This is a genomic window from Nostoc sp. (assembly GCF_036916735.1).
Lineage (GTDB): Bacteria > Cyanobacteriota > Cyanobacteriia > Cyanobacteriales > Nostocaceae > Nostoc.
On sequence record NZ_JBALFV010000008.1, the window covers coordinates 47600 to 73304 of the forward strand.

Sequence of the window (25705 nt, forward strand, 5' to 3'; positions counted from 1 at the left end):
TCAGGAATTATGAATAATACCAAATTTCATAACTCTTAACTCCTAACTCCTAACTCCTAACTAAATTGTCAACGCCTGCCAAGTTCGTTGACCAACTACTCCATCTGTTGCTAAATTCTGCTGATTTTGAAAGGCTTTGACAGCAGTCTCTGTCAGTGCGCCATAAATCCCATCTACTCTAACAGCATAACCGTTAGATACTAACAACCGTTGTAAGGCTCTGACACCAACACCAGAGCTACCGAAAGAAAGAGTCGGCATAGGTTGGCTACTAAACTTTTGGAACCGTCCTGTAGCCTTTGCACGGATTTGATTTCCAGGCTGAGAATACTTATTAGACTCACCTAAGTTAGAAGAAGCTAGTCCCGGATTCTTTTTGCTGATTTTCTTAAGTATATGTTTTTTTTCTGGTGCGATAGCAGAGGTAGAAGCCTGAGAAATCCCATCTGTCTGCATGAATTCAGGTGGTGTGACTTGAGTAGTTATCTCTAACTGACTTTCTTGTGACTGGTTTACGTCATTCTCCATCTGAACTAATTGCTGCTGTGGCAAATTGGCCCCAAATACTTGTTTTATTGTTAACACGTCCGTCATCATCAGGCCAATTTCAGTCATTTTACTTCAACCAACTTCAACCAATATTTATTTCTTTTAACTAACAACATTGCTGCTGTCTAGCATAGTGCATACTGACCAAATCAAAAACTCATGTAATAATTTTTTCAGATAGTATTGTCACGATCATATTTGCTCACCTCTTATTCCATTTAATCAAACTAATATCATTAGTTTTGTGCTTTTTTATTTTTTGTCATCTTGCCACAAAGCAATACCGCCTAACAAACCAGTGATATTGGGGATGAGTTTGACATTTAACGGTAGCTGTAAATTCACTCTCACAGCTTCACCGCCACCAATGTAAAGGTAATCATAATTGAACAGATGTTGCAAGGATGCGATCGCTTTTTCTAAACGCCTGTTCCATCTTTTCTCACCAATTTTTTCTAACTCTGCACGCCCCAACTGCTCCTCAAAAGTCTCTCCTTTGCGAAACGGGTGATGTCCCATTTCCATATTCGGCACTAGCTTACCATCTATAAATAAAGCCGAACCAAACCCCGTACCCAGAGTAATCACTAGTTCAACACCTTTACCTGCGATCGCACCAAACCCTTGCATGTCTGCATCATTAATCACCCGTACAGGCTTGTTCAAGTGTTTTAATAATGCTGTTTCCAAATCAAATCCGATCCAATCTTGATGTAAGTTTACCGCAGTTTCCGTGACTCCAGACCGCACCACACCGGGAAAACCGACCGAAACACGATGAAATTCACCTTGAGCGGCTGCTAACCCAACAATTGCATTAATTACAACCTCCGGTGTAGCAGGTTGGGGTGTATCTAAACGCGCCCTTTCCGTTACAGGATTCCCCGTAATATCCAAAACTATAGCCTTAACACCACTACCACCAATATCTACCGATAGAGTACGAATCGATCCATTTTCTTCAACCATTAGCTTAAGTCCTTGTTATTAGTCCCTATTTGGTTATTATCCTCTGCTGCATCTTGATTAGACTGGATATAGCTAAAGTTTTTCACATGGGAATGTTACAAGCGATCGCTCCCAATTTACACATAGGAAAAAATCTGGCTTGCTTTGAGCGGGGTTATACACCAGTTTTCTTTTGCATAAAGTACAAAGCTACGGGTTTTGAGGCAGTCCGGCTTGAGGTGAGGCAGCCTCCGTCTTCTCTACGAGACGCTTTGCGAAGGCGGTTCCCGTCGATAGCGCCACAAAGAGCGAGTCTTCTCCCTACAGCCCTTTGGGCATCCTACGGCAGGCGCTAGCGTCTCACGAATGGGAGAAGGGGAGATGCTAAGAGCGATAGCGCAGCGTAAAGCCTTCGGCATAGCTTCGCTTAGAGCGAGTCATCGAGCGTCACGAGTGTCTGGGGGACTGCCATTAGCGCAGCGTTAGCGAGCCTGCGAGCGTCACCCGTTCGCGTAGTGTCTGGAGAAGGGCAGAAAGTAAAAACTCTTTATATCTGATGCGTAAGTCCTGCGTTTTGTACCTCACTTAAAAAGCAAACTGCTGTAACTAAATCACCAAGCGTCCCTAATCCTCAATCTTATAAATCGGAATGCTAATTGTAAACTGTGAGCCATGTCCTAAAACTGACTCTACTTCTAGTATTCCTCTATGCTTTTCTACAATAATTTGATGAGCGATCGCTAATCCTAAACCAGTTCCTTTACCCACGTCTTTAGTAGTAAAAAATTGTTCAAATATACGCTGTTGTACTTCTCTAGACATTCCTATCCCATTATCAATAATTTGAATTAATATAAATTTTTGGTCTTGAGTTAGTTCTGTACGAATTTTGATTTGAGGTGTGAATTCGATTTCAGAGTTAGCTAATATAGAATTGGGAGTTAGGAATTGAGTAGATGAGGAAGTTAATTTATCTACCTCTGCTTTCTCTGTTTTCGGGAGTTGCACATTATTAATCTTCTCATCAATTGCATCAATAGCATTGGATAAAAGATTCATAAACACTTGATTCATTTGTCCGGCATAGCACTCTATAGGTATTATTTCACCGTACTCTTTAATCACTTCCATAGCTGGACGCTTTTGTGTAGCTCTCAAACGACTATGCAAAATCATTAAAGTACTATCAATACCTATATGCAAATCAACTTCTTTAATTTCCGCTTCATCCAATCGTGAGAAAATTCGGAGCGATCGCACAATTTCTTGAATGCGGTTAGAGCCTACCATCATTGATGATAAAAGTTTAGGAAGGTCTTCTTTGAGAAAATCTAATTCAATAAAGTTTGAAAATTCTTGAATTTCTTGAATAGTATCTGGTGTATAATTTTCGTAAAATTGTAATAGTTTTAATAAATTTTCAATATATTTTTGAGCATAAATTAAGTTGCCAGAAATAAAACTAACTGGATTATTAATTTCATGAGCAATTCCGGCTACCAATTGTCCCAAAGAAGACATTTTTTCTTCTTGTACTAACTTTAACCGCATTCTCCGCAGCTCTAAGTGGACATTGATCCTGGCTAAAACCTCTTCATGTTCAATAGGTTTAGTAATATAGTCTACCGCACCCAGATGCAATCCCTTCACTTTTTCCACAGTTTCAGAAAGCGCCGTCATAAAAATTACTGGAATATCTTTAGTTTTTGGGTTATTTTTTAGACGACGGCAGGTTTCAAACCCATCAATTCCTGGCATCATTACATCTAATAAAATCAAGTTTGGTAATGTCTCTTGTGCTTTTTGTAATGCACTTTCACCGTTCTTGGCAATAGAGACTTTAAAGCCAGAATTGTTTAAAATATCAAATAGAACCTTGAGGTTATTTGGAATATCATCAACAATTAAAATCAATTCTTTTTGATAATTATTCATTTTGAATTTTAGTCAAATTTATTTTTAATTAAATTAACAATTTCTTCATCCTCAAATTCTTCTGCTAATTTTAATATTTTATTAGCAAAAACTGTATATTTATGGTCTAGTTTTTTAATATGATCTGCTTCTTCTTGAATGTCTTGAATATAACCAGTTCTCGCTGCTTTATATAAATTAACAAGCTGTTCAGAAGGTGGAAATATCATTTCTTCCAGAGGAATAGTAATTTCTAAAATTTGATTTTCTACTTCATAAATCCATGTCAAATTTAAATAATGTTGTAATTTCTCAAATAACTCGAAATTTTGCACTGGTTTAGGCAGAAAGTCATTACAACCTGCCTCTTGGCTCTGTTGGCGATTCAAGCTGAATACACTTGCAGAAGAGGCGATAATTACTGTATCTTGAAATTCAGATTGAGCGCGTAAATGTTGCGTCATTTCTAAGCCATTCATTATCGGCATTGCTAAGTCGGTAATAATCAAATCTGGTTGAAATTCTTGAGCTTTCTTTAAACCATCTTTGCCATTTTCTGCTTCAACGACTTTAAAACCAACAGGTTCCAGCAGATTGATAATTACAGAGCGATTTTCCCAACGGTCATCAACAATTAGAATTATCTGTTCTGTACCTTGGTAAGAAACTACATTTTTGTTTAACTCAGGTGTCTGTGATGATATCCAGTTATTAGCTTCTGGTAGAGCTAAGTCAAACCAAAATTTGCTACCTTTATTCGGTGTACTTTCGACTTTTATTTGACCTCCCATGATTTCCACAATTTGACAACTGATTGCTAATCCTAAACCTGTACCTTCAGATTTCTGTTTGCTATCCCCTACTTGCTCAAAAGGTAAGAAAATTTTCTCTAATTGTTCAGGAGTCATCCCAACGCCTGAATCTTCAACTTGGAAGCGGATATTCCAAGTATTAATATTATTTTTATTTTTTATTGCATATTTCTCATCTTCTACAACTCCTACTGAAAACTTTACTTTCCCTCGTTCTGTAAACTTGATAGCATTACCCAGAAGATTAATCAATACTTGCTTTAGACGTTTTTCATCACTATTAATAGCAGTAGGTAACTGGTTAATTACTTCATATTGAAAATCTATTTCTTTTTGTTCAGCTTTAATACTACAGATGTTTCGTACTCCCAGAAGAAAGTTTTCTAAATGAAAGTCAGTAGTGTAAATATCGAGTTTTTTTGCTTCAATTTTGGAAAGCTCTAAGATGTCATTAATTAGTGTTAATAGGTGAGAACCACACTCCTGAATAATGTTCAGTCCGTTCTTTTGTTTAGAAGTAGCGATTTGATCGCGTTGCAGAATTTGAGCGTAGCCGAGAATTCCGTTGAGGGGAGTGCGGAGTTCATGACTCATGTTTGCTAAAAATTCGCTTTTTGCTTGATTAGCAACATCGGCTGCTTCTTTTGCTACTTTGAGTTCTACGGTACGTTCTTCAACCCGCTTTTCTAAATCTTGATTGGTATTTTCTAAGTTGGTGAAAGACTCTCGTAATTGCCCTGCCATTCTGTTAAAGGATTGGGCAAGGATACTAAGTTCTTTGATACCAGAGACTTTTACAGCTAGGTCTAGGTTACCAGATGCGATCGCACTACTTGCTTGGCTTAACTCCCAAATAGGTTTGATAATCCAACGAGAAGTGTAGATTCCCAAAATTGTTGCTATACCTAATGCACCAAGACACAGTAAAATTGTTGTCTGGTTATGGGCGTTGATTTGTGCCATAAAATCGCTTTCTGGTACAACAACTACTACTAACCAGTCCAGACCAAACTCGTCTTGCCAATTCATGACGTGGACAAATTCGCGATCGCCTTTAAACTCAAAATCTAGTATTTGGGTGTCTTTAATTGCCTTAAAGTTGCCAAATTTGTGCTGTAAATACTTTGCTGTCGCTTGAATTAAGTAATCACTACTATTTAATGCGCTTAAACGTTGTGCTTTACCATTTATCAACGTAAATGGCCTGTGGCTACTAGAATTAGCTATTAATAGCCCGTCGCGTTCAATAATAAAAGTTTTTGCTCTTGGGCTAACTTTTAAGTTGCTCAAAAAATCACTGATACTCGACAGCAGCAAATCAGCGCCGATCACACCAATCATTTTGTGGGTCTTGTCGTAAATAGGACGATCTGCCGAAGCTACGATATATCCTTCATATCCCTCTACTACGCAAATTTGACTCCAAATGGGTCGGCCTGCTTTTACCGTCTGGGCGTACCAGTCCTCAGTTACCGGGTCGTAGTCTGTAAATTTTAGTAATTTAGTGCGATTTCCCTGGCTATCTACTGCGTAAGTGTAGTCTTTCTTAGCAAAACCTTTATTAATTACAATTCCTTGACCTGCCAGCCAACGACCCGCCCCAGCTTCTTGATAAGTTTCTAGATTATAGCCAATCCAGCTAACATTTTTGAATACCTGCGCTTGTTTCCAAAAGTAACGCCCTGTACTTTCCAAGTCTTTTAAGTTGAGTAGCCCTTGATCTATTGCATCAATGTTGATTTGATTAATTTGATGCGGGGTTGCTAAGTAAGTATCAAGGTGTTCGTCAACGAGGCTATCGGTTTTGCTCATCAACTGATTAGCTAGGTCATTAACTGCCTTCTGTCCATTTTTAAACGAAAGATACCCAACAAGTCCCACAGCAGCAAAGATTTGGATTACAAAAGGGACTATGAGTACAAGGCGCAGTGGTAACTTTTTGGAATACGGCAAGCCAAGAAGGTTCATTGCTTAAAGTTTTGGGCAGTTTGATAACTCCTATCTTGCACTTAGCGATCAGAGTCACCAGGGCAAAGTCCAAGATGTGAGCAAAGAATAAATTTACTCGCTAGAGTTAGTTTGCCCACAATCTTGTTTGTTGTATCAATCCCGTTAAGATAAAAATGGCGCAATCCAAGTAATATGCACAGTTTCATTCCACCAGAACGTTTTTTTCCCTACCTCACCGGAACTGACATCGAGGCAATACCAGATACCAGCCTATGGGGGTAACTTGAATAACATGGCCTTTATCTGCGGTTAATTGTAGATACTGCGATCATTGTGGAGGTGCTGGGAAAAGTAATGGAAAGCTGGATGCCAATATGCTGTTGCAGAGTATGCACCAGAACACTCAGAAAGTAGTTTACCGACTTGGCAGGGTAAGTTACCTGTGGCTTAGGTGACGCGAGATATCAGTAAAAGTGGAGTGATTGGCGACGCCACAACTGCAACTAAAGAAAAAGGCGATCGCATTCTCGAATCTGTTGCTAACGGTTGGGCCCAAGTTATTCAAGATATTTACGCTTATCGACAACCATAAGTGGAGAAGGGATTGACAAGTTTTACTCAAAGTTAAAAATCCCATACATTAGATGCAAGACAGCATTTAGATTTGCTAATGTAGGAATAATGGAAATAGTACTGGCGTAGCTGCTTAAAATCTATCAAGCAGCAAATTTCTATTAAAAGTAATATAAGAGAAAAAATTATGACGGCGTTTGAACCTCAAAGCATCCGCTCGTATAGCCAAGAAGATGTCCAACAAATTTTGCACTTAGCGATCGCTCGTCAAGCTGATGATAAAGACACAGAATTTTCTTACGAGCATATATTAGAGATTGCTGCTGAGTTAGAAATATCACCTGAATCTTTAAAATTAGCAGAACGCGATTGGGTATTACAACAGGGTCAAGTCCAACAACGAAAAGCTTTTGACGGCTACCGCATCAGAAGATTTCAGAAGCGTTTAAGCAAATATGCAATTTTCAATGGTTTTTTTATACTGCTTAATTTAATCACTAGTGGCGGAATTTCTTGGTCGCTGTACATTTTGCTATTCTGCGGATTGCCTGTAGCCTTTGATGCCTGGAATACCTTTCAAATGAAAGGCGAAGAGTATGAAATGGCCTTCCAGAAGTGGAATCGTAAACATGAAATTAAGAAAACCATCAGCACAGTTTTGAATAAGTGGTTTAAGGTATTACAGGCTTAATAGATTTGCTTGGCTTTAGCGTACCCCTACCCAGAAGTGAGCTACGCGCAGCATCTAGTAAACATTGCTAATTCAAAAAAATACCCCCCATACCCAACGTACTCATGCGGGCACTGAAGCACCTCTATATTGAGTTCAATAAGATATCATGATCGCATAGCACTTTCATCAAGGCGGCTATTTCGCCAACGCCTGCACAAACATATAGTGGGGAGCGCATTGGAGCTTAATCGCTGGGCTTTTGAATCATGGCTAGATTGTGTTTTGTTGATTTGTGCAAGGTTCTATCTCCCCTGCTCCCTTGCCTCTTTTTCAATAAGTCTTTGTGGTCTAGTGTAGTTGCTCAGATTTACAGGTACTTCAATATGTGGATCTAATTGAGGATCATTTATGGGTACAGTTGCCGTCAATTTTAAGGGAATTTCTCCTGCCCATACAGGTATTTGATAATCAGCTTGATCATCAATGGGCCCACCAGTGCGAATTTTTGCTGATGCTTCTGTAAGCGGTAAAGATAGGACTATAGTTCTGGCTAATTCGTTATGGCTTGGCGATCGCACTTGCGACCACCGTCCAAGAATAACGTGTTCTGTAAATGCTTTCAAAGCAGCTAATTTCTGCTCTGCATCTTCAACCAGTATTGCTTTACCAAACACAACTACTGAGTGATAATTCATTGAGTGGTGAAACGCCGAGCGTGCCAATACTAACCCATCAATTAAAGTTACTGTTACGCAGACATCAATACCTTGTTGTAATGTTCGCAGCATTCGACTAGCAGGTGAACCGTGGATGTACAAGGTATCCTCAACTCGTCCATAGGCTGTAGGAATCACAACAGGCTGTCCATCTGCGACAAAACCTATATGACAGACTAATCCTTCATCCAATATCTGATAAATAATATCGCTTTCATAGTTTGCTCGTTGGGGTGTGCGTTTAACTGTTGTTCTTTGGCTGGGAGCTTTTTGTTGAGGCATAGCTGAAAATTTCTACTTTATATCATTAGAGTAACCAGGTAAGTGGAATGACACAAGTGCCACTTTTTGAATAAATTACCAGTCCACTCATCTCATTTTTAATTCATAACCCGAATGGATTTTGTTATTAGTATTGACCTAAAAGCAGCTTTACCTTTGTATCGCCAAGTTTACGCCCAACTACGTCAGGCTATTCTTTCAGGAAGATTAACCTCAGGAAAAAAACTACCTTCAACACGATCGCTGGCTCAATTGCTTAGTGTTTCCCGCGCCACTGTTACCCAAAGTTATGAGATGCTCCTGAGTGAAGGTTATCTAGAAACAATTGTCGGATCGGGAACATTTGTCTGTCGTCAACTCCCTGATGAATTGCTAAATACCACACCGATTCCGGCAAAATCACAACTAGCTGATTCTTTAATACCCTTATCAACTTATGGCGATAGTTTGAGCGATCAAGCTTTTTTACGCATACCAGAAGCAGAAGTTGAAATTAGCTTTAGTTATGGGCGACCAGCTTTTGATCGGTTCCCAATAGACTTGTGGCGTAAGCTCTTGTTTCGCCATTGCCGCTTTAGTCGATATGTACTTGACTATACTTATGACTCTATGGGATATCAACCTCTGCGAGAGGCGATCGCTGACTATCTGTCACGCTCTAGAGCAGTTAAGTGTGAGCCAGAGCAAATCATTATTGTTGGTGGTTCACAGCAGGGACTTGACTTGATTACACGTATATTAATTGACCGTGGTGATTGGATAGCGGTGGAAGAACCAGGTTATTTAGGTGCTAGACGAGCTTTTTTGGCACAGGGAGCTAGTTTATTCCCTATATCTGTAGATCAATCTGGGTTAATAGTCAGTAGCTTAACAACAGATATCATCCCTAACATTAAACTGGTTTATGTCACTCCATCTCACCAATTTCCTACAGGTGCTACGTTATCTCTTTCTCGCAGGTTAGAGTTATTAGCTTGGGCGCACAAATCAGGGACGATGATTATTGAAGATGACTATGACAGCGAGTATCGTTATGGTGAGCGTCCCATACCAGCATTGCAAGGATTAGACCAAGCTAACTCAACGATCTATGTGGGTACATTCTCTAAAGTACTATTTCCGGCTTTGCGTCTGGGTTATTTAGTTTTACCACAGAATTTAGTGCATATATTTGCTCGTGCAAAATGGCTAGCAGATCGGCAATGTAGTTTGTTAGAACAGTACGCACTGACTGATTTTATTACCGAAGGACATTTAGAACGCCATATCAGACGGATGCGATCGCTCTACGACCAACGTAGGCAGACTTTGGTGCAGTCTTTGTTTTCTTATTTCGGTGACAAAATTGAAATCTTGGGGGAAAATGCCGGAATGCACCTGATGGTCAAAATCAATACTAAACTCAGTGATGATAATATAGTCCAGCTTGCTGCTCTTGCTGGCGTAAGTATTGGGGCGGCGTATCCCCAATATCTAAAACATAGCCCTGGTGGTGAATTTATCTTAGGATATGCTGAACTCGATGAGCAGAAAATTCAAGAGGGAGTACGCCGACTAGCTCAGGTAATACTAATTTAAATGGAACTATGTTGCTGCTCTTGATGCTGGCTGTTGATAGATGTTTTTTCAGTTTACCTGTAAACAACACCAATTAGACAGCCAGGGTCTGCAAAGGCGATTTTATAAAGAATTTTTAAGACATTAACATTCTTCAGAAAAGGAGAGACTTTATGCTGAAGTAATCCTCAAAAGTTCAAAATCATACATAGATTTTATATTTGACAGACACACAAGCGTGTTAGGAGAGAATTATGGCGTCAGGAATGATGCTCGAAGGCAAATGGACAACCGATGAGAATAAATCAGATAAGGGCAGTAAGTTCAATGAGACGCCGACGACGTTTCGCAATAGTATAACCGTCGATGGTTCTAGCGGGTTTAAGGTAGAAGCAGGACGCTATCACCTCTACGTTTCCTTATCGTGTCCGTGGGCGCATCGCACCTTAATTATGCGAGAACTCAAAGGTTTGAATGATGCAATCTCAATCTCTATCGTCGATCCGATTATGAGCGACAAGGGATGGATGTTTACTGAAGCACCAGGAGCTATTCCTGACTGGGTAAATCACACTCAATATTTGCAAGATATTTATCTCAAAGCCAATCCCAAATACACAGGACGAATTACTGTTCCGGTGTTGTGGGATAAGCAAACTCAAACAATCATCAATAACGAATCTCGCGAAATCATGCGGATGTTTGACGTAGAGTTTGAGGAATTGGCAACACAGAAAATAGACTTATACCCACTCGACCTACAACAAAAAATTGATCAAACCATCAATGCAATTTATCTACCAATCAATGCTGGTGTATATCGCTGTGGTTTTGCCAGAGAGCAAGTAGACTACGAAAATGCGGTAACTGAACTCTTTGAGAGTTTAGATCATTGGGAAACCGTTCTGAGTAAGCAGCGCTATTTATGTGGTGCTCAACTCACTCAAGCCGATATTTGTATGTTTGCAACTCTGTATCGCTTTGACTCAGTATATTACGGTCACTTTAAGTGCAATTTGCGGCGAATGATCGACTATCCAAATCTCTGGAATTATCTACTAGATTTATATCAGTGTCCTGAGTTTAAAGCGACTTGTAATCTAGACTATACTAAGCGCAGCTATTACATCAGTATGACTGATATTAATCCAAATCGAATTGTTCCAAAGGGGCCGATCATTGATTTTGACCAACGGCACGACCGGGCTCGCTTCGCTATTTTGGGTTGATATGCGATCGCTCCTTCACATTTAAGCCTCGACGTATCACTTAAACTCAGTTTCGCAGAAAGATTTTAACAAATTGATACAATTAGCGATCGCTCCTAAATGAGCGATTTCATATCCATGCGTATTTTGTGTGGGAAATGCCAAACAAGCAGCACGTCCAACATGTCCAAATTTCATGGCAATGGAAGCATCACTACCAAACTGGCTCAGTATCGTTAGCTGCACTGGTATATCAAGTTGCTTGGCAGATTGGCGCAGTTGTCCATTTAGCCCTTCATCATATATCCCATAAGCATCTTGAGATAAAAGTACAGGACTTTCCCCATCTTTAACAGGATATTCTTCAGATAATGGACAAATTTCTAAAGCAATTAAAGCATCCAAACGTTGATTTTGGGTGAAAAATAGCGCCCCAATTGCCCCTACTTCTTCTTTTGCTGATGCCACTAAATAAACATCAACTACTGGCTGTTTCAAATTTTCAGCCAAAGCTAGCAAAATCGCAACAGAGGCTTTGTTATCCAAAGTGTAACCAGCAATATGATCCTTTAACCGAATTGGATGCTTGCGATGCTTGCCGATCACCATTCTAGTTCCAGGTTGAATGCCAGCTGCTTCTAATTGAGTCGCAGTGCGTTTCGTTTCAATCCAGGCATTTTCCCACTTCAGAGTAGTATCTTCCTGCTGGACTTTTTGCGGCGATTCGTGAGAAACGTGGCGGGAACCAAAGCTGAGAATACCGCTAATGGTCTCGTTATCTCCAAGTAAATCTACAACGCCTTCGCCGTAAACCCACGGAAAAGAACCGCCAAGCTTGCGGACTTCCACACGACCTTCATCACCGATATTCTTGACAATTGCGCCAATTTCGTCTTTGTGTGCGGTGATGGCAATGGCTCGGTCTGGACTTTTCCCTGGAATCTTGGCAATAATATTATCGGCGCGATCGCACCAGACTTCCACACCCAGCGCCGCAAATCTTTGCATCAACAACTGGTTAATTTCAGCTTCTGCACCACTAGGGGAATGGTGCATGACTAATTCTTCAATAATTTTAAATAAGCGATCGTAATCCCACATCAATACAGTTAGTTTAATTTTCAACTATTGTATGAGACAATTGTGCATCAAAAACCCGACCTGCTGATACTAGTGCTGACCTTTTTTGTTGACGCTTCAGCACTCCTACCACACCAAAAGCACCAACGGCTAAAATCCCCAAGTTTATCGCAGGTTCCGGGACAGACTTAGCCTCAATCGCCGCCAGTGCAGTGTCTGCTACTAACTTATGAGCAGCAGTCGTTGGGTGGACATCGTCCCAGAAAAGAAACTTGTTATTTCCTGGGTTACATATATCTGGTCTAGATAGACAAGACTCGGTTACATTCGTAAAACCCAATGCACTTGCCTGATTAAATAAAGAATAAATATCAACAGAGAAGATGTTGAGATTCGGATTTTGGTTCAAAACGCTGACAGTTTCTGCTAAACCTAAGTCAAACTCGCTACTCGATTGGCTAAGGGCTGTAGGGTTGCGACCTCTGCTTTTAGCTGCTGGTAGCTCTCCTAAATCTGGCAAATTAAACACCAAAATATTTTTTGCGCCGGCTCCTACGAGAGTATTCAACGCCACAGATATATTACTGTTTGGCGTGGTCGAGTCTTTGGGGTTAGGAAAAAGGAAATCATTTCCACCTCCCCACAATGTATAAAGTGCATCTGGATTAGCAGTTTGATTATTTGCTTTCAGAGTTCCAGCAAAATCAAGGACTTGTTTAAGCACTCCCGGTAAACCTGAATCGGGAACAACAGCATTATCTAAACCAGAGCTAGCACCACCGATAGCGAAGTTTATTCCTTGGGTAGAAATTGGTGTGGAAGGAATAATAGGAGATAAAGTAGGCTTTAACCCTAGCTGATCTCCGAAATAATCCACCCAGTTCGGGCCATCAGAAAAACGTCCTTCAAAGTAAGGTGGGCTTTGAGGGTATCCTTTATCCGTAAGATTGTATATATTGCCTGTATCGGAAAGACTATCGCCAAATACATAAAGCTGATCAAAACTCACAGCCGAGGCTTTGGTCGGCAACATGAAAGAGAATAGAACAAATCCTGCTGCTACAGCTTGTTTTTTCATATTCGTTTTACCTGAGGTAATTTTAATTTGTTTAACGATTGCGGAAGTCCCCACCTTCTCTGCGAGATGCTAACGCCAACAATCTACTTATAAAGTATGAGATAGAGATTGTGAACTACTAAGTACGTCTCTTAAGTTAATTTACGTTATTTTACTTAATTATTCCTCAAAAATTCATTAAACACAGATAAAAACGCTGAAAATACTTACAATAACATTTTCTTGATAAAAAAATAGCTATATTACAAATAAATGGAAAAATTTACATGCTAAAGCGTGGAAATTGCCCACTTCTATGCTGACGACAAACTAACCGCAACAGAATGGTCTAGCTCATCGTAGGCATCGCTTCAACTTCGCTTTAATTTCAAAGCCTCAGTAGCCGATACACCCTCACCCTGACTGCCAAAGTACCACAAAGCTGTAGCAGCCTCAGCACGAGTTACTGGTTTTTTGGGTTGAAACAGAGTCGTATAACCAAACACCCGCCGAATATTTGATTGTTCGCCATTCTGGTAATCAGCCAACACTGCTCTTAATACCTTGGGGTCAATTCGCGCCGCATCTTGGAAACCCCAGGTTTGTTTGACTGCATCTAAGTTAGCAGAGGGTAAAGCTTGGCGAGTATCTAAAGGTAATTTCCACAGCAGCAACTGTTCCCGCGTTAGGGGTGCATCAGGACCAAACAAAACTACTGTAGAATCTCCAGACAAAGGACTGGGAATTAACCCAGCTTCGGCTAATCCCTGAATAGCTGGAAAATCAGGGTCTTTTGCAGACACATCACTAAAAGCTGGTTGAGTAGTTTCTGATGCCAAGCGAATTTGTTTTGCTGGATTGTTGACATACATAGCATTGTTAGCAGCAATTAGCCAACGAGCGTATTCTCGATGTGTAACAATTTTACCGGGTTCAAACTGGTTAGTTATGTTAGTAGAGTTGCTCTTGGTTGTCTTTGGTTCTATAGACAAAACACCTAATGCACCTAAGTCTTGGATATGTTGCCGCCATTCTTGCGGTACTTTATTCAAATCGTTAAATTCCTGAGATTCAGCTGTGGCTGTAGAAGTTATTTGGTTATTAGCCGTAGTTGGTGGCTGTGCTGCCAAGTTTGCAGGTGATACCGGGCCAATGAACTGGGAATCTCCTGGTTGAGGAATGGCGTTAGTAGTTTCGTTAGGATTTGTAGTTGAGGTAGATTGTGCTGTTGCAGTACTATTGGGTACGTATTCAATCAGTAATTCGGTGGCTGTTTGAGGTTGATTAGGTATAGCGTTAGTAACTGATTTAGGCTGAATGGAAACCTTCAACAGCAAATCGTTACGACGTGCCTCAAACACACCTCCCGCATCATCTGTTGGCTGTTGCAAAATCTGCCAGTTATTTGTTTTAAACTGGTTACTATAAAAGCTAGCAATAAAGTTACTGGGGTCAGAACTCAACCAACGAGTTGAGATTCTGTTTTCTGAGCCGCTAGCAGGTGTCACTTCCTGTAGTTTGGCATTGGAATATAGTGGGATATCTTTGGGAAAATCAGGTGGTAACTGAAGTGTTGCTTCGTTTTGCTGTGCTTGCGGTTGGTTACTCTGAGATTCTCCAAAGACAACTGGATTGCTTTGCAGCTTCGGATCTGCCGCCAAAGATTGCTCAAGGTTTTTGGCGACTGGACTGTTAGCACAGGCTGTTAACGAAGTCAGTAGAACAGCCCAAATTAGAAATACAGCTGGAGGTTTACAGGAAAGCACAGGAAATCACAAATTGAGTTTCAATTCCTACCCTAGCGCAGACTGTTGATTAAATGGGAATGGAGAATGGAATATTGAAACAAACCTATTTCCTCTGGCTCTATGCTTCTCTACCTCTTAAATATCACCAAAAGAAAATATTAACCTCACTATGTCCTCTTGGTAAATGTCTCTTTTGATGAAGATGATATCTATTTGTTTTAGCTAAAAAGGAGTAAACGGTAGCAAAAGCTACCGTGTTGTCTTCGTATTACAGCCATTAGGTTTGATAATTCCCATGCTTATTTATAGAGTTCCCTGAAATTTTGGCAAACTAACATTTTGCAAAAAAAAAATATAAATAAACTTGAAATACCTGTTAGATAAGAGTTTTGTGATTTTGATGCTCTCAGATCATAGTAATACATCAGCTCACTAAGAATTAGCTCCTCACTGGTGGGTTAATTTCAAAAAGAATATGATTATCGTGACCACTTAGAGAAACACAAAGTTTTTCTCTAATTAGCTGTTGATCGTTGAAAAAGACTGTCCGTACCAACTTTTGCTTGCCAATACACTTGAGAATAGCTCGTGCAGCATCTCGATCGTATTCAGAACTCGACCAAACGATGCCACCGAAATTTCCATTTTTTTGGGGTAAGTAAACATCGCACATCATACCAGTTTCATGTCCATGATGGTCGGGAGTATCGCCTCCATGAGGAAGACTAACATCGTTAATTGCAAATGGAGCAGCTGTAGGGTGAGTGTTACGATAACTGTTTTGATAATCTTGGGCAATTTTTTTAATCACATCAGCTAACCAGTGTGTTCCAAAATCGTGGTTATCTTGGATGTCTTCTAGTTCACCGTTAACGAAACCATTATCACGATCGCTTTTTGGCATTAACTCCCATCGTGGTGCGTTAGCTGCTTGCAACCATCGATGAGTGATTCCACCAACATCAACTCGACCATCACCATTAATAGTACTGCTACCAGCAATAATTGACTGAAATAGTTTGATTGCGTCAAATAGTCCTCTGTCTCTGTCTGCACTGTTAGGATTACCTACCCATGTGTAGCCTAGCTCATGCAATCGTGCCTTAATAGCCTTAACATCATCAGCTTTATTGACTCCGCCAATTCCCACACTACCAGCGAGTTTAATTACCTTCGCTCCTGGTAAACTGGATACTGTAGGTTGTTGAGTGTTCTCATCGTCCTTGTTATTGAAAGGAACAACAACTTTAATGTGGATCTCTAGACTTTGATCGTCAATGGCAATTATTATGCGGCGATCGCCTTCTTTTTGAAAGACGAAATCAAATTGCCATTTGCCGTCCTGACTAATTGCTACACTCATGCCTGGAAATTGATCGTCGAACATAATCGACAAAACTTTGCCACTGTCAGCTAAACGTGCTATGCCTTCAACCCTGAAATTTTGCCCTAAATCAACTTCTTTTGGAGCACGAATTAGCTGTAGTTGTTCTACTGAAGCGGGAATGGTAACACCTGCATTAGCCAGTAACTTTTGCGCCTCTGGAAGTAAGTCTACAACTTTACTCACATATTTAGGATCAGATGAGTAGCCTTTAGCCTTGAGAAAGCCAAGGAAGTTTTCTGGCGTGTTCGTATAATCTTCTAAGCCTTTATAGGGAGTGCGAGTTAAAAACTTCCAATAACCAATGATAAAAGCATCTGTATCTGTAAATTTACAGAACTCAATTTCTTCTGGCTCAGAAGGAACTTTGATTTTCAAAGGTTCGGCAAACCCTTTCATGTCAGGAAATCGCCATTTTAATCCGGCAAAATTGTTAGCATTAACAGCAAGATAACTTTTTCCTCTTGCAGACTCTAATAACCATTGTGCAAGAGTAACTTCTTTTAAAACTTGCCGATTAATCTCGGTTATTTTTTCACTTCTAATCCCAACTTTTATAAATACTGATACTAAATCTTTTTTGAAATAACTGCTAACTAAATCATCTATTGATGACATACATTTACCTATTAAAAACATTTTTATAACCCCGATTTTTTTAAAAGTTCGGGGATTTAGGTGTTGACGAATGAATTAACTATTCATAGCTAATCTTTTTCTATAACTTTGCTATATCCAGCAAAAACAAAATGCTCATTTCGGTTTACTTTAGTTTGATCGGGCCACTTAACCCAATAATGGTTTTCCTCAAAACGGACATCTAAAATGGGGTAACTCCCTGGATCAATATCGAATAGAGATTCTTTTGGTAGCTCTGATGCCTGTTCTGTAGAAGGCTTTAAAACTGTTTTTGTTGTAACTTGCAAAATGTAACTTTTATCAGATTTAACTTCATTTTTAGACTCACCAATTAATCCATCTTTAATTGCTTCGGCCATTTTTTCAGCATCAAAGCGATCCATATCTGTTTTAGAGTCACAGAAGCAGCACTCAATTAAAATAGCTGGCATTTGTGTATTCTTCAGAACAAAGAAACCTGTATTTTTAACCCCTCTACTATGAAAACCAAGTTTAACAATCTCTTTAAGAACTGATTGAGCAATACCTTGTGATGCATTACTAATGGCAAAAACTTCTGTGCCATTGGCTATACCGTTGAATTTATTAAAGTGAATCGAAACATAGACATTAACGTTATTGGCATTTGCTTTATCAGTTCGTTGTCTTAGAGAATCGGTTACACTGCTAGCGCTTGTGGGAGTGCAATCAATAGCAGTGTGACCTGCTGCTTTGAGTTTTTGTATCAATTGTATCCCAACTGCTTTAGTTAAAGCATCTTCTTGTTTTATGCCTGTTGCACCTGTATCTGGAGGGCAATTGTGCCCCATATCAATACCAAATTTCATAGAGTTGATGTCCTTTTTGTAACTTTAGAGGTACGGATTAACTTACTATACTGTATTAATTATTAACTCAAGTACGCTCGCTCTGTCAGTAACATAAAGTGAATTGTTACCGTAAATAAATGTAACATTTTATGCAATAATCCCATTAAAAACAGAAATTTCATTAGTTCAATCTATAAATAAAGCAGGTTAACCCATGACGGCATAAGAGGCACTGAATCTAGTCGATAGTCTTTTAGACTCTATCTTTGGGTAAAGACTCAATGACGTTCAATTGTTAGTTTTACTGAAAAGTTGGCTGGGACACATTTATGCGGAAAATGCGGTGCAGATAAGTTATAAACACGACTACATCAAACAAGTTGCTTCTCTGCTGTGGCGATCGCTTTCTCAAGTAATTAGTGAAGAGGTTTGTAAAAAAATATTCAATCTGTTTTGCGTCGCTATCGGTGTCGCAGTTAAGCGTTTCAGACTAATAAGCTGATGCGCGTCTAGATTGTACATTGCAATCGTTAATATTGTCTTTTGAAATACAGCCGCAGGCTTTACGACTACGCCCCTCGGCTTTGCCCTTCGGGCAGTACAAGTGACAAATGAATAATGACAACCCTCTGTTGAAGGAGACGCTCTTGCTAGCTTGCTTCCCCAGAGGGGTACACGAGTAAATATCCAATTTGCATAACAGCTTATTCTCATAAACACCAGCGATCGCTACCATACCTACTTATCTGGTAATTAAAGATTGTTGTGATAAAATTTGATGAATCTCGTATTTTAATCTCTACATCTCCATCACTGCATTTTGATGCAATCTTTTAATTTTCTTCTCAATTTATGGTGCTATTTCTAGATGATAGAACTTAATTATTGATTGAAGTTGTGCCCTCTCAAGCTCAAGACAAATAAAGCATAAATTAACAACTGAATCGTCAGCGCTCTATTTTGGAAAAATTTTAGACATAAAACTTTTTAGAATATTTCCTTATTTTCTGCCCTGTTAATGAAAAAAAGTGAGTATTTGCTTAAATAAATCTAAACTTAGCCTAAGTATTTCAGAAAACAGTTAAATACCACGAATTCTAACCAATATAGCCAGAAAACAAAGTTGATGGTGAAGAATTAAAAGACAGTCATAAATTTCCCTACCTAAAGATAGTTCACAGAAATAAATTCTAATGTTAATTTATGTTAATCATAGTTGCACGATGGCCGCTATCCGGAAACATATATTTTTTATCTATGTTGTTTAAGCAAGATAATTTTAGCTAAAAAAAATTATCTTGCTAATTGATGTAATCATAAAATTTTACAAATATGAAACGACCTAACTATTTTCAAATTAATTCCAAAAACACTTTAATAGAAAAGTATCACCTTTACAAAGGCGAAAAATTGAATTGGTTTCAAGTAACTCTTCGCCTTGAAAGGTCAATTATTTCTATCATTCTTCCTTGGGTAATTTTTTGTACTGCTTATGGTATTTTAATATCATTTTTATATCATTTAGGATTACCAATAGCATTTTCAGATTCAAACAGTATTATTACTAATGCTGTTTTAAGTTTTAATATTGGTTTCACATTACTATTAGTTTTTCGGACAAATACAGCCCATGATAGATTTTGGGAAGGTCGTCAACTATGGGGATCTTTAGTTAATACATCTCGTAACTTAACTCGTGGAATTTGGATAATAGTTAAAGACAAGACACCGCAAGATAAAGTAGAAAAAGAGGCAATACTTCGGTTAGTAACTGCTTTTGCATTTGCAATGAAGTTACATCTAAGATCATCACCTTTAGACACTCATTTAGCATCCTTAATGTCTGAAAAAAAATATTTACAACTCCAAACAACTAATCATCCCCCTCTACAAATTGCTTATTGGATAGGAGATTACTTGCAGAGTCAGCATGACCGGAATTGTCTCAATGTCTATCAGCTGACTACTCTACATAACTGTGTAGATGATTTAGTAGATATTTTAGGTGGTTGTGAACGGATTTTAAAAACGCCACTGCCTTTGATATATACTATTAAACTTAGACAACTGTTATTAATTTTTTGTCTGATCTTACCTTTGGAAATTGTTAGCTTGCTGAATTGGTGGACTGGTATAGCAATGGCTTTTGTAAGTTTTACCTTATTAAGTATTGAACAAATTGGTTCAGAAATTGAAGAACCTTTCGGCTTTGATCCCAATGACTTACCTTTAAATGCAATTTGCAATACAATCTCAAACAATGTTGAAGAATTAATCAGGCTAACTTCTAACAATGTTCGTTCTTCCTAAATTTATAAACAAGTTTTATCTGAAAAAATACTGATGAGATGATAAAAAATTTACCTTTCATTAAAAACAGATAATACTTGGGTTAAAATGCGTAAGCGTACCCCCTTGGAAATATGGCTTAATAAATGTTTCGCCAAGCTTTAACCGTCCCTTTGCCAATTTCGCTATCAACAGTTTGACCACCTTCCAAGACTAGTCTGATGTCTAATTTCTCATCTGGAGCATTTTTTAAAGCAGTGGCTAATTCTTGACTGACTACAAAGGTGCCGGTTGAACCGTCTAATTGAAAAACTTTTTCTCTGACCTTTAGCAAAAGTTTATCTACTTTTTTGGTAGTAAAAAACCTAAGAAACTCAGTTCTAGGATAAACACGACCAGCAATGTATAAAGGAGACTTTGCTTCACGCGAATTTACAGTTACGAGGACTCGAACGCTTGAAGGAGTCCACAAACTAATAACTTGGGTTGAACTCTCACGGTACAAATAGCCATTTAAAGAGTTGCGGTCGAAAACCCCAAGAAACTCCCCTTCAAAAGGATCAACGATTCTCACGGCTTTCGACCAAGGTACATCCATATCGGGGGACAGTCCTGCTGATTTAACTATCGGTAAATCACTTGATGCTTTGGCTAGGCTAACTACCTCTTGAACATTGAAAGCAGGACAAACTTGAGGTGAAAGCACAGCCAAGCTAGTCCCTAAAAGAAGAACTGGAATTGTCTGCGATAAATTCATCATAAGTCAGGGGTACAATCTTCAAAGACAATAATTGGACAGCTTTTATTGGTCATCCCCCGCAAGACTTTTATTCGCTATGAAGCTTTGACAATTGAGCAAATTCCAGTGTCTTGGGGCAATGTCTCTTAACTCGCCGCATTCTCTAGGAGACGCTTTGCGTGGCTTACTATCAATAATACACAGTACTAATATTTACGGATACTTAAATAATATCATTTAATATTGCTATAGCGCTTCTCGGCCGTTGTGAGGTACAAGGGAACTATAAAAAATAAATTATCCAATTTCTGGACTTGACTACGACTTTCCCTCCCCCTGCCTTTAAAGCGATGGGATAGGGTGACGTGTACTAAGAGCAAGCGATGAGGGGGCTAAGATGTACCTTGTATGATTAGAAAGCCCTATAAAAGGTTTGAGATTTTTGTGCAAAAGTTAGTAAATAGAATTTTATTTTTGACATACAGATAAAAGCAAACATTCCCAAACTAGTCGTGGTTGAGCGTAAGAAAGTAAGTATTTACGAGATTTTTCTAACTGGTTGATGATGCTGGATTGATGCCACTGCTGCCAGTATAATTGCTGAAGATAATCAATTAACCACAGTTGGGCTTCTGTATTTAAATCCTTATCAATTTTCTTAGCTAACTCCAAGGCTTTATGGTAAGAAGCAGGAGCTTTTTTTAAGTCTTCAAGTAACTCAGAAGGAATAGTTTGTAATTGCTGGTAAGATGCGATCGCACTTCCGGCACTGCCAGCTGCTATGTTCAATACTGCCTGATTTGGCAAAATTTCTTGATGACCAGTTTGTGTAAGTACAACAGCCAAAGACTGTGCATCTAAGCGATAAAAAGGAATGCGTTGACAGCGTGACACTAAAGTTGGCAAAACCGACTCAGGTGTAGGTGCAATTAAAATTAACGTCGCTTGTCCTGGTTCTTCTAAGGTTTTAAGTAAAGCATTTGCTGCTGCTTCTGCCATTGTTTGAGCTTCTTCCAGCACCACAACATTCCTTGGCGCTTCCAAGGGTGGACGACTGAGAAACTCCGTAATTTCCCGAATTTGCTCTAGGCGAATTACAGGTGGTGCTTTTTGCTTAAGTCCTTTTTCGGTCGCTTCTGCTGCTGTTAATCGTTGTCCCTGGTATTGGTACGTCGGTTGTACCCACAATAAAGCTGGATGGTTCCCTTGACGCAAACGGTTTTGTAAAGCCGCAGCGACTCCCATCTCATTAGAAAATAGCAATTCCACAAAACACCTGGCTGCTAAACTTCTTCCTACGCCATCTGGCCCCACAAATAGATATGCTGGAGCAACCCGATTTTGTCTAACAGCCTGAGTGAGTAATTCTATGGCTTGCTGTTGTCCTACAAGTGGTGCAAATGGGTTAATAGTTCAGTACCTTCGCCAAAACAAGAATATAGAGAACAGAGGGCTGATGTAGCATCTAAGTTGTCTTCTAGAAAGACAACTTAGATGCTACAAAATGCCAATATTTGACATACTAGCACTGTTGCAATGACTTCTACCGCGTAAAGACCGTAGCCTTTTTAAATGCAGAGGGATGCAATGCTATTGTAAGGCGATACATTCAGCAAATCAAAAAGTTTTTTTCCAAAAGTGCGAGCGCTTATTTTACAATTGGATAGCTAGCTATCCAATCGAGTAGAGCCTTCCAGAGAAGGCGATCGCTCCACTTGTTGAAGAATTTTCAACCACTGCGCCTTGTTAGAGTTCATCCAAAGCAAGGGATATTGCGATAATGCGATCGCTCTCACTAAGAACATTTCTCTTTACTTATTGACTATCTCTCTTCTACCCCCTTGAACGGTTACCCTAAAGTCTTTTTGAAAAGAATTTGTTACAACAAACTTATGTAATGTTGTAGTTAAGAAGTCTCACATGTCGTACAAACAATTTATTTATTGGTGGCACAAATCCTTACCTTCTATCTTGGTACGTATTGCGGTACGTGCAGTGGTAATAATTTGTCTAACAGTAGGGGTGTTGGGCATATTGGGAAGCACTGCTTCTATGAGTAATGCTCAACTGGTAAGTAACATTAAGGGTATCCAATATAAACAGACACCATTAAAATCAACAGCGTTAAATGCCACCGTATATCACAGTCCTGATTGTAATTGTTGTGGTGGGTGGATTGACCACTTAAAGGCACAGGGTTTTCAAATCACAGACTTTTCCACGCCTGACATAGAAAGAGTCAAACAAAAATACAATGTGCCAGATAACTTGTCATCTTGCCACACAGCAATTGTTAATGGATATGTTATCGAAGGACACGTCCCAGCAGACGACATCAAACGTTTGCTTCAAGAAAAGCCAAATGTTACGGGTTTATCTGTTCCTCAAATGCCCGTAGGCACTCCTGGAATGGAGATGGGGGATCGAAAAGACCCGTTTTATGTGCTTTCTTTTGACCGCAAAGATTCAGTTGCGGTATTCAATCAATACCCGTCCTCTTGATGTAATCTCGCTGTATTTCGAGGATGTTTTAAAAGCGGATTTTCATGTATTTTAACGATTTATAATCACCAAAGCTTTTTAAAACATCCTCACATTACTTGAATCACTGGTGAGAAATCTTACTGGTTAGAATCAGCTTTGATGAGTTGTAAGCATTGCCCAAACTTCCTAGACAAACGACTTCTCTATTGCGATCGCCTATTTCTCTAGCTTTGTGCAAGCACCGCTTTCATGTACTCAATGGACTCAATGTTATTTAGGCCCCCGGATTTAATTACTTCTGTCATTCTCTACAGAAAAGGAAATTTGTGGTCGATAAGCTGCCGATTATACAATTTTCTGTGTCTTTCGCCGACTATAAGTACAAATTATATGCACAAATCATCTCAGAATGTAGAAATTATTTTTCATCAATAAGTTATGTTTTATACACATTTTTTATGTATATAAAAGGTTTTTATTTATATTGGTAACAAGCGCACTAATATACTATGATGAAAAACTTCGTTTTTTAAAAAGTATATATATAACAACCAAATCAATCAGCAGCAGCATAATCAGGCAAAGCGTTCAGTTGTGAATTAACAGCACTTAGATAATTTGGGTCATTTAAAACTTGTGATGGTAATTGATCTGCATTAACAGCAGCCTTTACCAAATCTTTTGCAATAATATTTCTATTCTGAGTTTGAAATATTAGCGCGTCTCCACTAGGAATTCCGTGCTGCTCCAAACCTCCCTGATAAGCAAAAGTAACTAGATTGAAAGGCTGGAGGTAACTAACAGAAGTAGAATTCCTAGATAAATTGTTAGAGTTAATAGCTATCTCGCTACTCTTATTCGCGGTTTGAGCGCCAGCAATTCCAGGTACAAGAGTAATAAAAGCAAAAATCAGTCCAGAATTTATTAAAGTAACAAGTTTCATAAGGTTTTTTTAGGTAAAATGCGATCGGTGTTCTTTAGTAATAGATTCTTCTTTATTATTAATCTCAGCTTCCTTCAGTCAGGTCACCTGATCGGTTGATATATGACTCACCCAAAAGGATGAGCTAAGTAGGTAAGCGGGAAAATTCATAACTACGTCATTGCCAGTGAAACGTTCGCGGAACGTCTCTAACAGTTGCAATGGCAAAGTTTTTGAGCATTTTATATTTCGTTACATAGTTAGGTTTGTTTATGCCCACCTACTTAATTGAGAAACACAAAGTTTAGACACACAACAGATTGATTAAAATTTCCAATTACTTAACTGAGGCGAGTTGAACATTTATGCAATTTTTTATTCGCCTCTTGAGTTCCCCTAATGAGCAAGAATGCCTGAATATCTGCGAATTTAGTAATACAGATGTATTTGTATGTATAAAACTTATGTTTTATTTTTTAAATATACCAGGACTTACGCATTGACAAATTAGAAAACAGGTGAATCAGTAAAAATAGAAAATATATGATCGCTCTTTGGGAAAAGCTTTTTGGTTTATTGTTACTCCAATTAACTTTGGTAGCTCGATTATTTGTATACTTAATCTTGTTAATAAGTAGGAATCTTATACCATCAATCTAGTAACAGTATCAGTGTAGTAACAGCTAATTGCTTTCTACTTGTGATGAGTTCAACGAGTAAAGTTGATCTCGATATTTTGTCGTAATCTTTTTCAAAAATAAAACCGGATTCCGATATTCAATCTATAAGAATGCTTGTCTAAATTTCACAAAAGGAATAATATGCCAGGAAGTACATTAGCGACTGCTCAAAACATTGGTGTTCTCAAATCTTTTAAATACAATGATGCTGTAGGGAATGTAGACCCAATTGATTACTACAAATTCTCCCTAACAGGCACAAATAATATTAGTTTGCTTTTAAGTGGAGTGAGTCAAGCCTATCTCCGTGCATTTATTTATTACGATAGCAACAATGATGGATTGATTGAGAGTGGAGAACAACTTTACTCTACTTATGCTAGTAATGGTAGTAACGGTCAAATTAGTGCGACTTTGGGAGCATCGGGGAATTACTATGTTGGAATTTCAGCAGACCCCAACGTCAACTCCAACTATTCCCTACAGTTATCAGCCACATCTGCACCTCCTTCCATTGCTTCTAATCCAGGAAACACACTCAGCAGTGCTTACAATATTGGCAATCTGACTGGTACTAAAACTTTTAACGAATTTGTCGGGAATGTAGACCCAATTGATTACTACAAATTCTCCCTAACAGGCACAAATAATATTAGTTTGCTTTTAAGTGGAGTGAGTCAAGCCTATCTCCG

Annotated in this window: 20 protein-coding genes and 2 pseudogenes; 8 read left to right on the top strand and 14 right to left on the bottom strand. The window is 38.9% G+C overall.

All coding sequences use genetic code 11. The annotated features are described in order from the left end of the window. Positions 1–60: 60 nt before the first annotated feature. Positions 61–615 (bottom strand): peptidoglycan-binding domain-containing protein, encoded by a 555-nt coding sequence (locus V7L20_RS02580; RefSeq protein WP_334742560.1) that lies wholly within the window; start codon positions 613–615, stop codon positions 61–63. A 186-nt stretch (positions 616–801) separates the two neighbouring features. After that, the gene (locus V7L20_RS02585; RefSeq protein ID WP_334742561.1) at positions 802–1518 is read right to left on the bottom strand and encodes an ROK family protein; all 717 of its coding nucleotides are present in this window, start codon (positions 1516–1518) and stop codon (positions 802–804) included. A gap of 86 nt (positions 1519–1604) precedes the next feature. On the opposite strand from V7L20_RS02585, the gene V7L20_RS02590 reads away from it, so the two are divergent. Then, on the top strand, positions 1605–1853 hold the full coding sequence (locus tag V7L20_RS02590) for a hypothetical protein (protein WP_334742562.1): 249 nt from the start codon (positions 1605–1607) through the stop codon (positions 1851–1853). Between the two features lie 268 nt (positions 1854–2121). Here the strand turns inward: V7L20_RS02590 and V7L20_RS02595 are convergent, their stop codons facing one another. Both V7L20_RS02595 and V7L20_RS02600 read right to left on the bottom strand, forming a co-directional pair. Next, a complete protein-coding gene (locus tag V7L20_RS02595) occupies positions 2122–3432 on the bottom strand; it encodes a sensor histidine kinase (protein WP_334742563.1) in 1311 nt (436 codons plus the stop codon). Between the two features lie 8 nt (positions 3433–3440). Beyond that, positions 3441–6191 (bottom strand): ATP-binding protein, encoded by a 2751-nt coding sequence (locus V7L20_RS02600; protein WP_334742564.1) that lies wholly within the window; start codon positions 6189–6191, stop codon positions 3441–3443. A gap of 358 nt (positions 6192–6549) precedes the next feature. On the opposite strand from V7L20_RS02600, the pseudogene V7L20_RS32470 reads away from it, so the two are divergent. Continuing rightward, positions 6550–6765 (top strand): annotated as a pseudogene (locus V7L20_RS32470) (creatininase family protein); the annotation flags it as partial. 168 nt (positions 6766–6933) lie between these two features. After that, positions 6934–7437: a 2TM domain-containing protein gene (locus tag V7L20_RS02610; RefSeq protein ID WP_334742565.1), complete on the top strand. Its 504-nt coding sequence runs from the start codon at positions 6934–6936 to the stop codon at positions 7435–7437. Positions 7438–7721: 284 nt separating this feature from the next. Here the strand turns inward: V7L20_RS02610 and V7L20_RS02615 are convergent, their stop codons facing one another. Continuing rightward, on the bottom strand, positions 7722–8417 hold the full coding sequence (locus V7L20_RS02615; RefSeq protein ID WP_334742566.1) for a pyridoxamine 5'-phosphate oxidase family protein: 696 nt from the start codon (positions 8415–8417) through the stop codon (positions 7722–7724). Between the two features lie 114 nt (positions 8418–8531). On the opposite strand from V7L20_RS02615, the gene pdxR reads away from it, so the two are divergent. Beyond that, complete coding sequence (gene pdxR / locus V7L20_RS02620; RefSeq protein ID WP_334742567.1) at positions 8532–9995, top strand: MocR-like pyridoxine biosynthesis transcription factor PdxR; 1464 nt, start codon at positions 8532–8534, stop codon at positions 9993–9995. Between the two features lie 233 nt (positions 9996–10228). Further along, positions 10229–11203: a glutathione S-transferase family protein gene (locus V7L20_RS02625; RefSeq protein ID WP_334742568.1), complete on the top strand. Its 975-nt coding sequence runs from the start codon at positions 10229–10231 to the stop codon at positions 11201–11203. A 36-nt stretch (positions 11204–11239) separates the two neighbouring features. On the opposite strand, the gene V7L20_RS02630 is transcribed toward V7L20_RS02625, so the two are convergent. From V7L20_RS02630 to V7L20_RS02650, 5 genes are all read right to left on the bottom strand, one after another. After that, positions 11240–12283: a M42 family metallopeptidase gene (locus V7L20_RS02630; RefSeq protein ID WP_334742583.1), complete on the bottom strand. Its 1044-nt coding sequence runs from the start codon at positions 12281–12283 to the stop codon at positions 11240–11242. Between the two features lie 13 nt (positions 12284–12296). After that, positions 12297–13340, bottom strand: a complete 1044-nt coding sequence (locus V7L20_RS02635; RefSeq protein WP_334742569.1) for an SGNH/GDSL hydrolase family protein — start codon at positions 13338–13340, stop codon at positions 12297–12299. A gap of 350 nt (positions 13341–13690) precedes the next feature. Continuing rightward, positions 13691–15085, bottom strand: a complete 1395-nt coding sequence (locus V7L20_RS02640; RefSeq protein ID WP_334742570.1) for an S-layer homology domain-containing protein — start codon at positions 15083–15085, stop codon at positions 13691–13693. Positions 15086–15506: 421 nt separating this feature from the next. Next, positions 15507–17069: a glucosaminidase domain-containing protein gene (locus V7L20_RS02645; protein WP_334742571.1), complete on the bottom strand. Its 1563-nt coding sequence runs from the start codon at positions 17067–17069 to the stop codon at positions 15507–15509. An 89-nt stretch (positions 17070–17158) separates the two neighbouring features. Continuing rightward, complete coding sequence (locus V7L20_RS02650) at positions 17159–17917, bottom strand: N-acetylmuramoyl-L-alanine amidase (RefSeq protein ID WP_334742572.1); 759 nt, start codon at positions 17915–17917, stop codon at positions 17159–17161. A 1314-nt stretch (positions 17918–19231) separates the two neighbouring features. Between V7L20_RS02650 and V7L20_RS02655 the strand changes: the two genes are divergently transcribed. Continuing rightward, positions 19232–20209, top strand: coding sequence for a bestrophin family protein (locus V7L20_RS02655; protein WP_334742573.1), 978 nt, complete (start codon positions 19232–19234; stop codon positions 20207–20209). Positions 20210–20327: 118 nt separating this feature from the next. Here the strand turns inward: V7L20_RS02655 and V7L20_RS02660 are convergent, their stop codons facing one another. From V7L20_RS02660 to V7L20_RS02670, 3 genes are all read right to left on the bottom strand, one after another. After that, a complete protein-coding gene (locus tag V7L20_RS02660; protein ID WP_334742574.1) occupies positions 20328–20948 on the bottom strand; it encodes a hypothetical protein in 621 nt (206 codons plus the stop codon). Between the two features lie 447 nt (positions 20949–21395). Next, positions 21396–22337 (bottom strand): DNA polymerase III subunit delta', encoded by a 942-nt coding sequence (locus V7L20_RS02665; protein WP_334742584.1) that lies wholly within the window; start codon positions 22335–22337, stop codon positions 21396–21398. A gap of 257 nt (positions 22338–22594) precedes the next feature. Then, positions 22595–22732, bottom strand: coding sequence for a hypothetical protein (locus tag V7L20_RS02670; RefSeq protein ID WP_334742575.1), 138 nt, complete (start codon positions 22730–22732; stop codon positions 22595–22597). A gap of 115 nt (positions 22733–22847) precedes the next feature. Between V7L20_RS02670 and V7L20_RS02675 the strand changes: the two genes are divergently transcribed. Then, a complete protein-coding gene (locus tag V7L20_RS02675) occupies positions 22848–23429 on the top strand; it encodes a DUF411 domain-containing protein (protein WP_334742576.1) in 582 nt (193 codons plus the stop codon). 538 nt (positions 23430–23967) lie between these two features. On the opposite strand, the gene V7L20_RS02680 is transcribed toward V7L20_RS02675, so the two are convergent. Next, positions 23968–24354, bottom strand: a complete 387-nt coding sequence (locus V7L20_RS02680; RefSeq protein WP_334742577.1) for a hypothetical protein — start codon at positions 24352–24354, stop codon at positions 23968–23970. Positions 24355–25154: 800 nt separating this feature from the next. Here V7L20_RS02680 and V7L20_RS02685 point away from each other — a divergent pair. Then, positions 25155–25705 (top strand): annotated as a pseudogene (locus V7L20_RS02685) (hypothetical protein); the annotation flags it as partial.

Excerpts from the sequence above, each read along its gene's own strand:
- V7L20_RS02580 (WP_334742560.1), bottom strand. The coding sequence starts at position 615 with ATGACTGAAATTGGCCTGATGATGACGGACGTGTTAACAATAAAACAA.
- V7L20_RS02585 (WP_334742561.1), bottom strand. The coding sequence starts at position 1,518 with ATGGTTGAAGAAAATGGATCGATTCGTACTCTATCGGTAGATATTGGT.
- V7L20_RS02590 (WP_334742562.1), top strand. The coding sequence starts at position 1,605 with ATGGGAATGTTACAAGCGATCGCTCCCAATTTACACATAGGAAAAAAT.
- V7L20_RS02595 (WP_334742563.1), bottom strand. The coding sequence starts at position 3,432 with ATGAATAATTATCAAAAAGAATTGATTTTAATTGTTGATGATATTCCA.
- V7L20_RS02600 (WP_334742564.1), bottom strand. The coding sequence starts at position 6,191 with ATGAACCTTCTTGGCTTGCCGTATTCCAAAAAGTTACCACTGCGCCTT.
- V7L20_RS02610 (WP_334742565.1), top strand. The coding sequence starts at position 6,934 with ATGACGGCGTTTGAACCTCAAAGCATCCGCTCGTATAGCCAAGAAGAT.
- V7L20_RS02615 (WP_334742566.1), bottom strand. The coding sequence starts at position 8,417 with ATGCCTCAACAAAAAGCTCCCAGCCAAAGAACAACAGTTAAACGCACA.
- pdxR (WP_334742567.1), top strand. The coding sequence starts at position 8,532 with ATGGATTTTGTTATTAGTATTGACCTAAAAGCAGCTTTACCTTTGTAT.
- V7L20_RS02625 (WP_334742568.1), top strand. The coding sequence starts at position 10,229 with ATGGCGTCAGGAATGATGCTCGAAGGCAAATGGACAACCGATGAGAAT.
- V7L20_RS02630 (WP_334742583.1), bottom strand. The coding sequence starts at position 12,283 with ATGTGGGATTACGATCGCTTATTTAAAATTATTGAAGAATTAGTCATG.
- V7L20_RS02635 (WP_334742569.1), bottom strand. The coding sequence starts at position 13,340 with ATGAAAAAACAAGCTGTAGCAGCAGGATTTGTTCTATTCTCTTTCATG.
- V7L20_RS02645 (WP_334742571.1), bottom strand. The coding sequence starts at position 17,069 with ATGTCATCAATAGATGATTTAGTTAGCAGTTATTTCAAAAAAGATTTA.
- V7L20_RS02650 (WP_334742572.1), bottom strand. The coding sequence starts at position 17,917 with ATGAAATTTGGTATTGATATGGGGCACAATTGCCCTCCAGATACAGGT.
- V7L20_RS02655 (WP_334742573.1), top strand. The coding sequence starts at position 19,232 with ATGAAACGACCTAACTATTTTCAAATTAATTCCAAAAACACTTTAATA.
- V7L20_RS02660 (WP_334742574.1), bottom strand. The coding sequence starts at position 20,948 with ATGATGAATTTATCGCAGACAATTCCAGTTCTTCTTTTAGGGACTAGC.
- V7L20_RS02670 (WP_334742575.1), bottom strand. The coding sequence starts at position 22,732 with ATGTTCTTAGTGAGAGCGATCGCATTATCGCAATATCCCTTGCTTTGG.
- V7L20_RS02675 (WP_334742576.1), top strand. The coding sequence starts at position 22,848 with ATGTCGTACAAACAATTTATTTATTGGTGGCACAAATCCTTACCTTCT.
- V7L20_RS02680 (WP_334742577.1), bottom strand. The coding sequence starts at position 24,354 with ATGAAACTTGTTACTTTAATAAATTCTGGACTGATTTTTGCTTTTATT.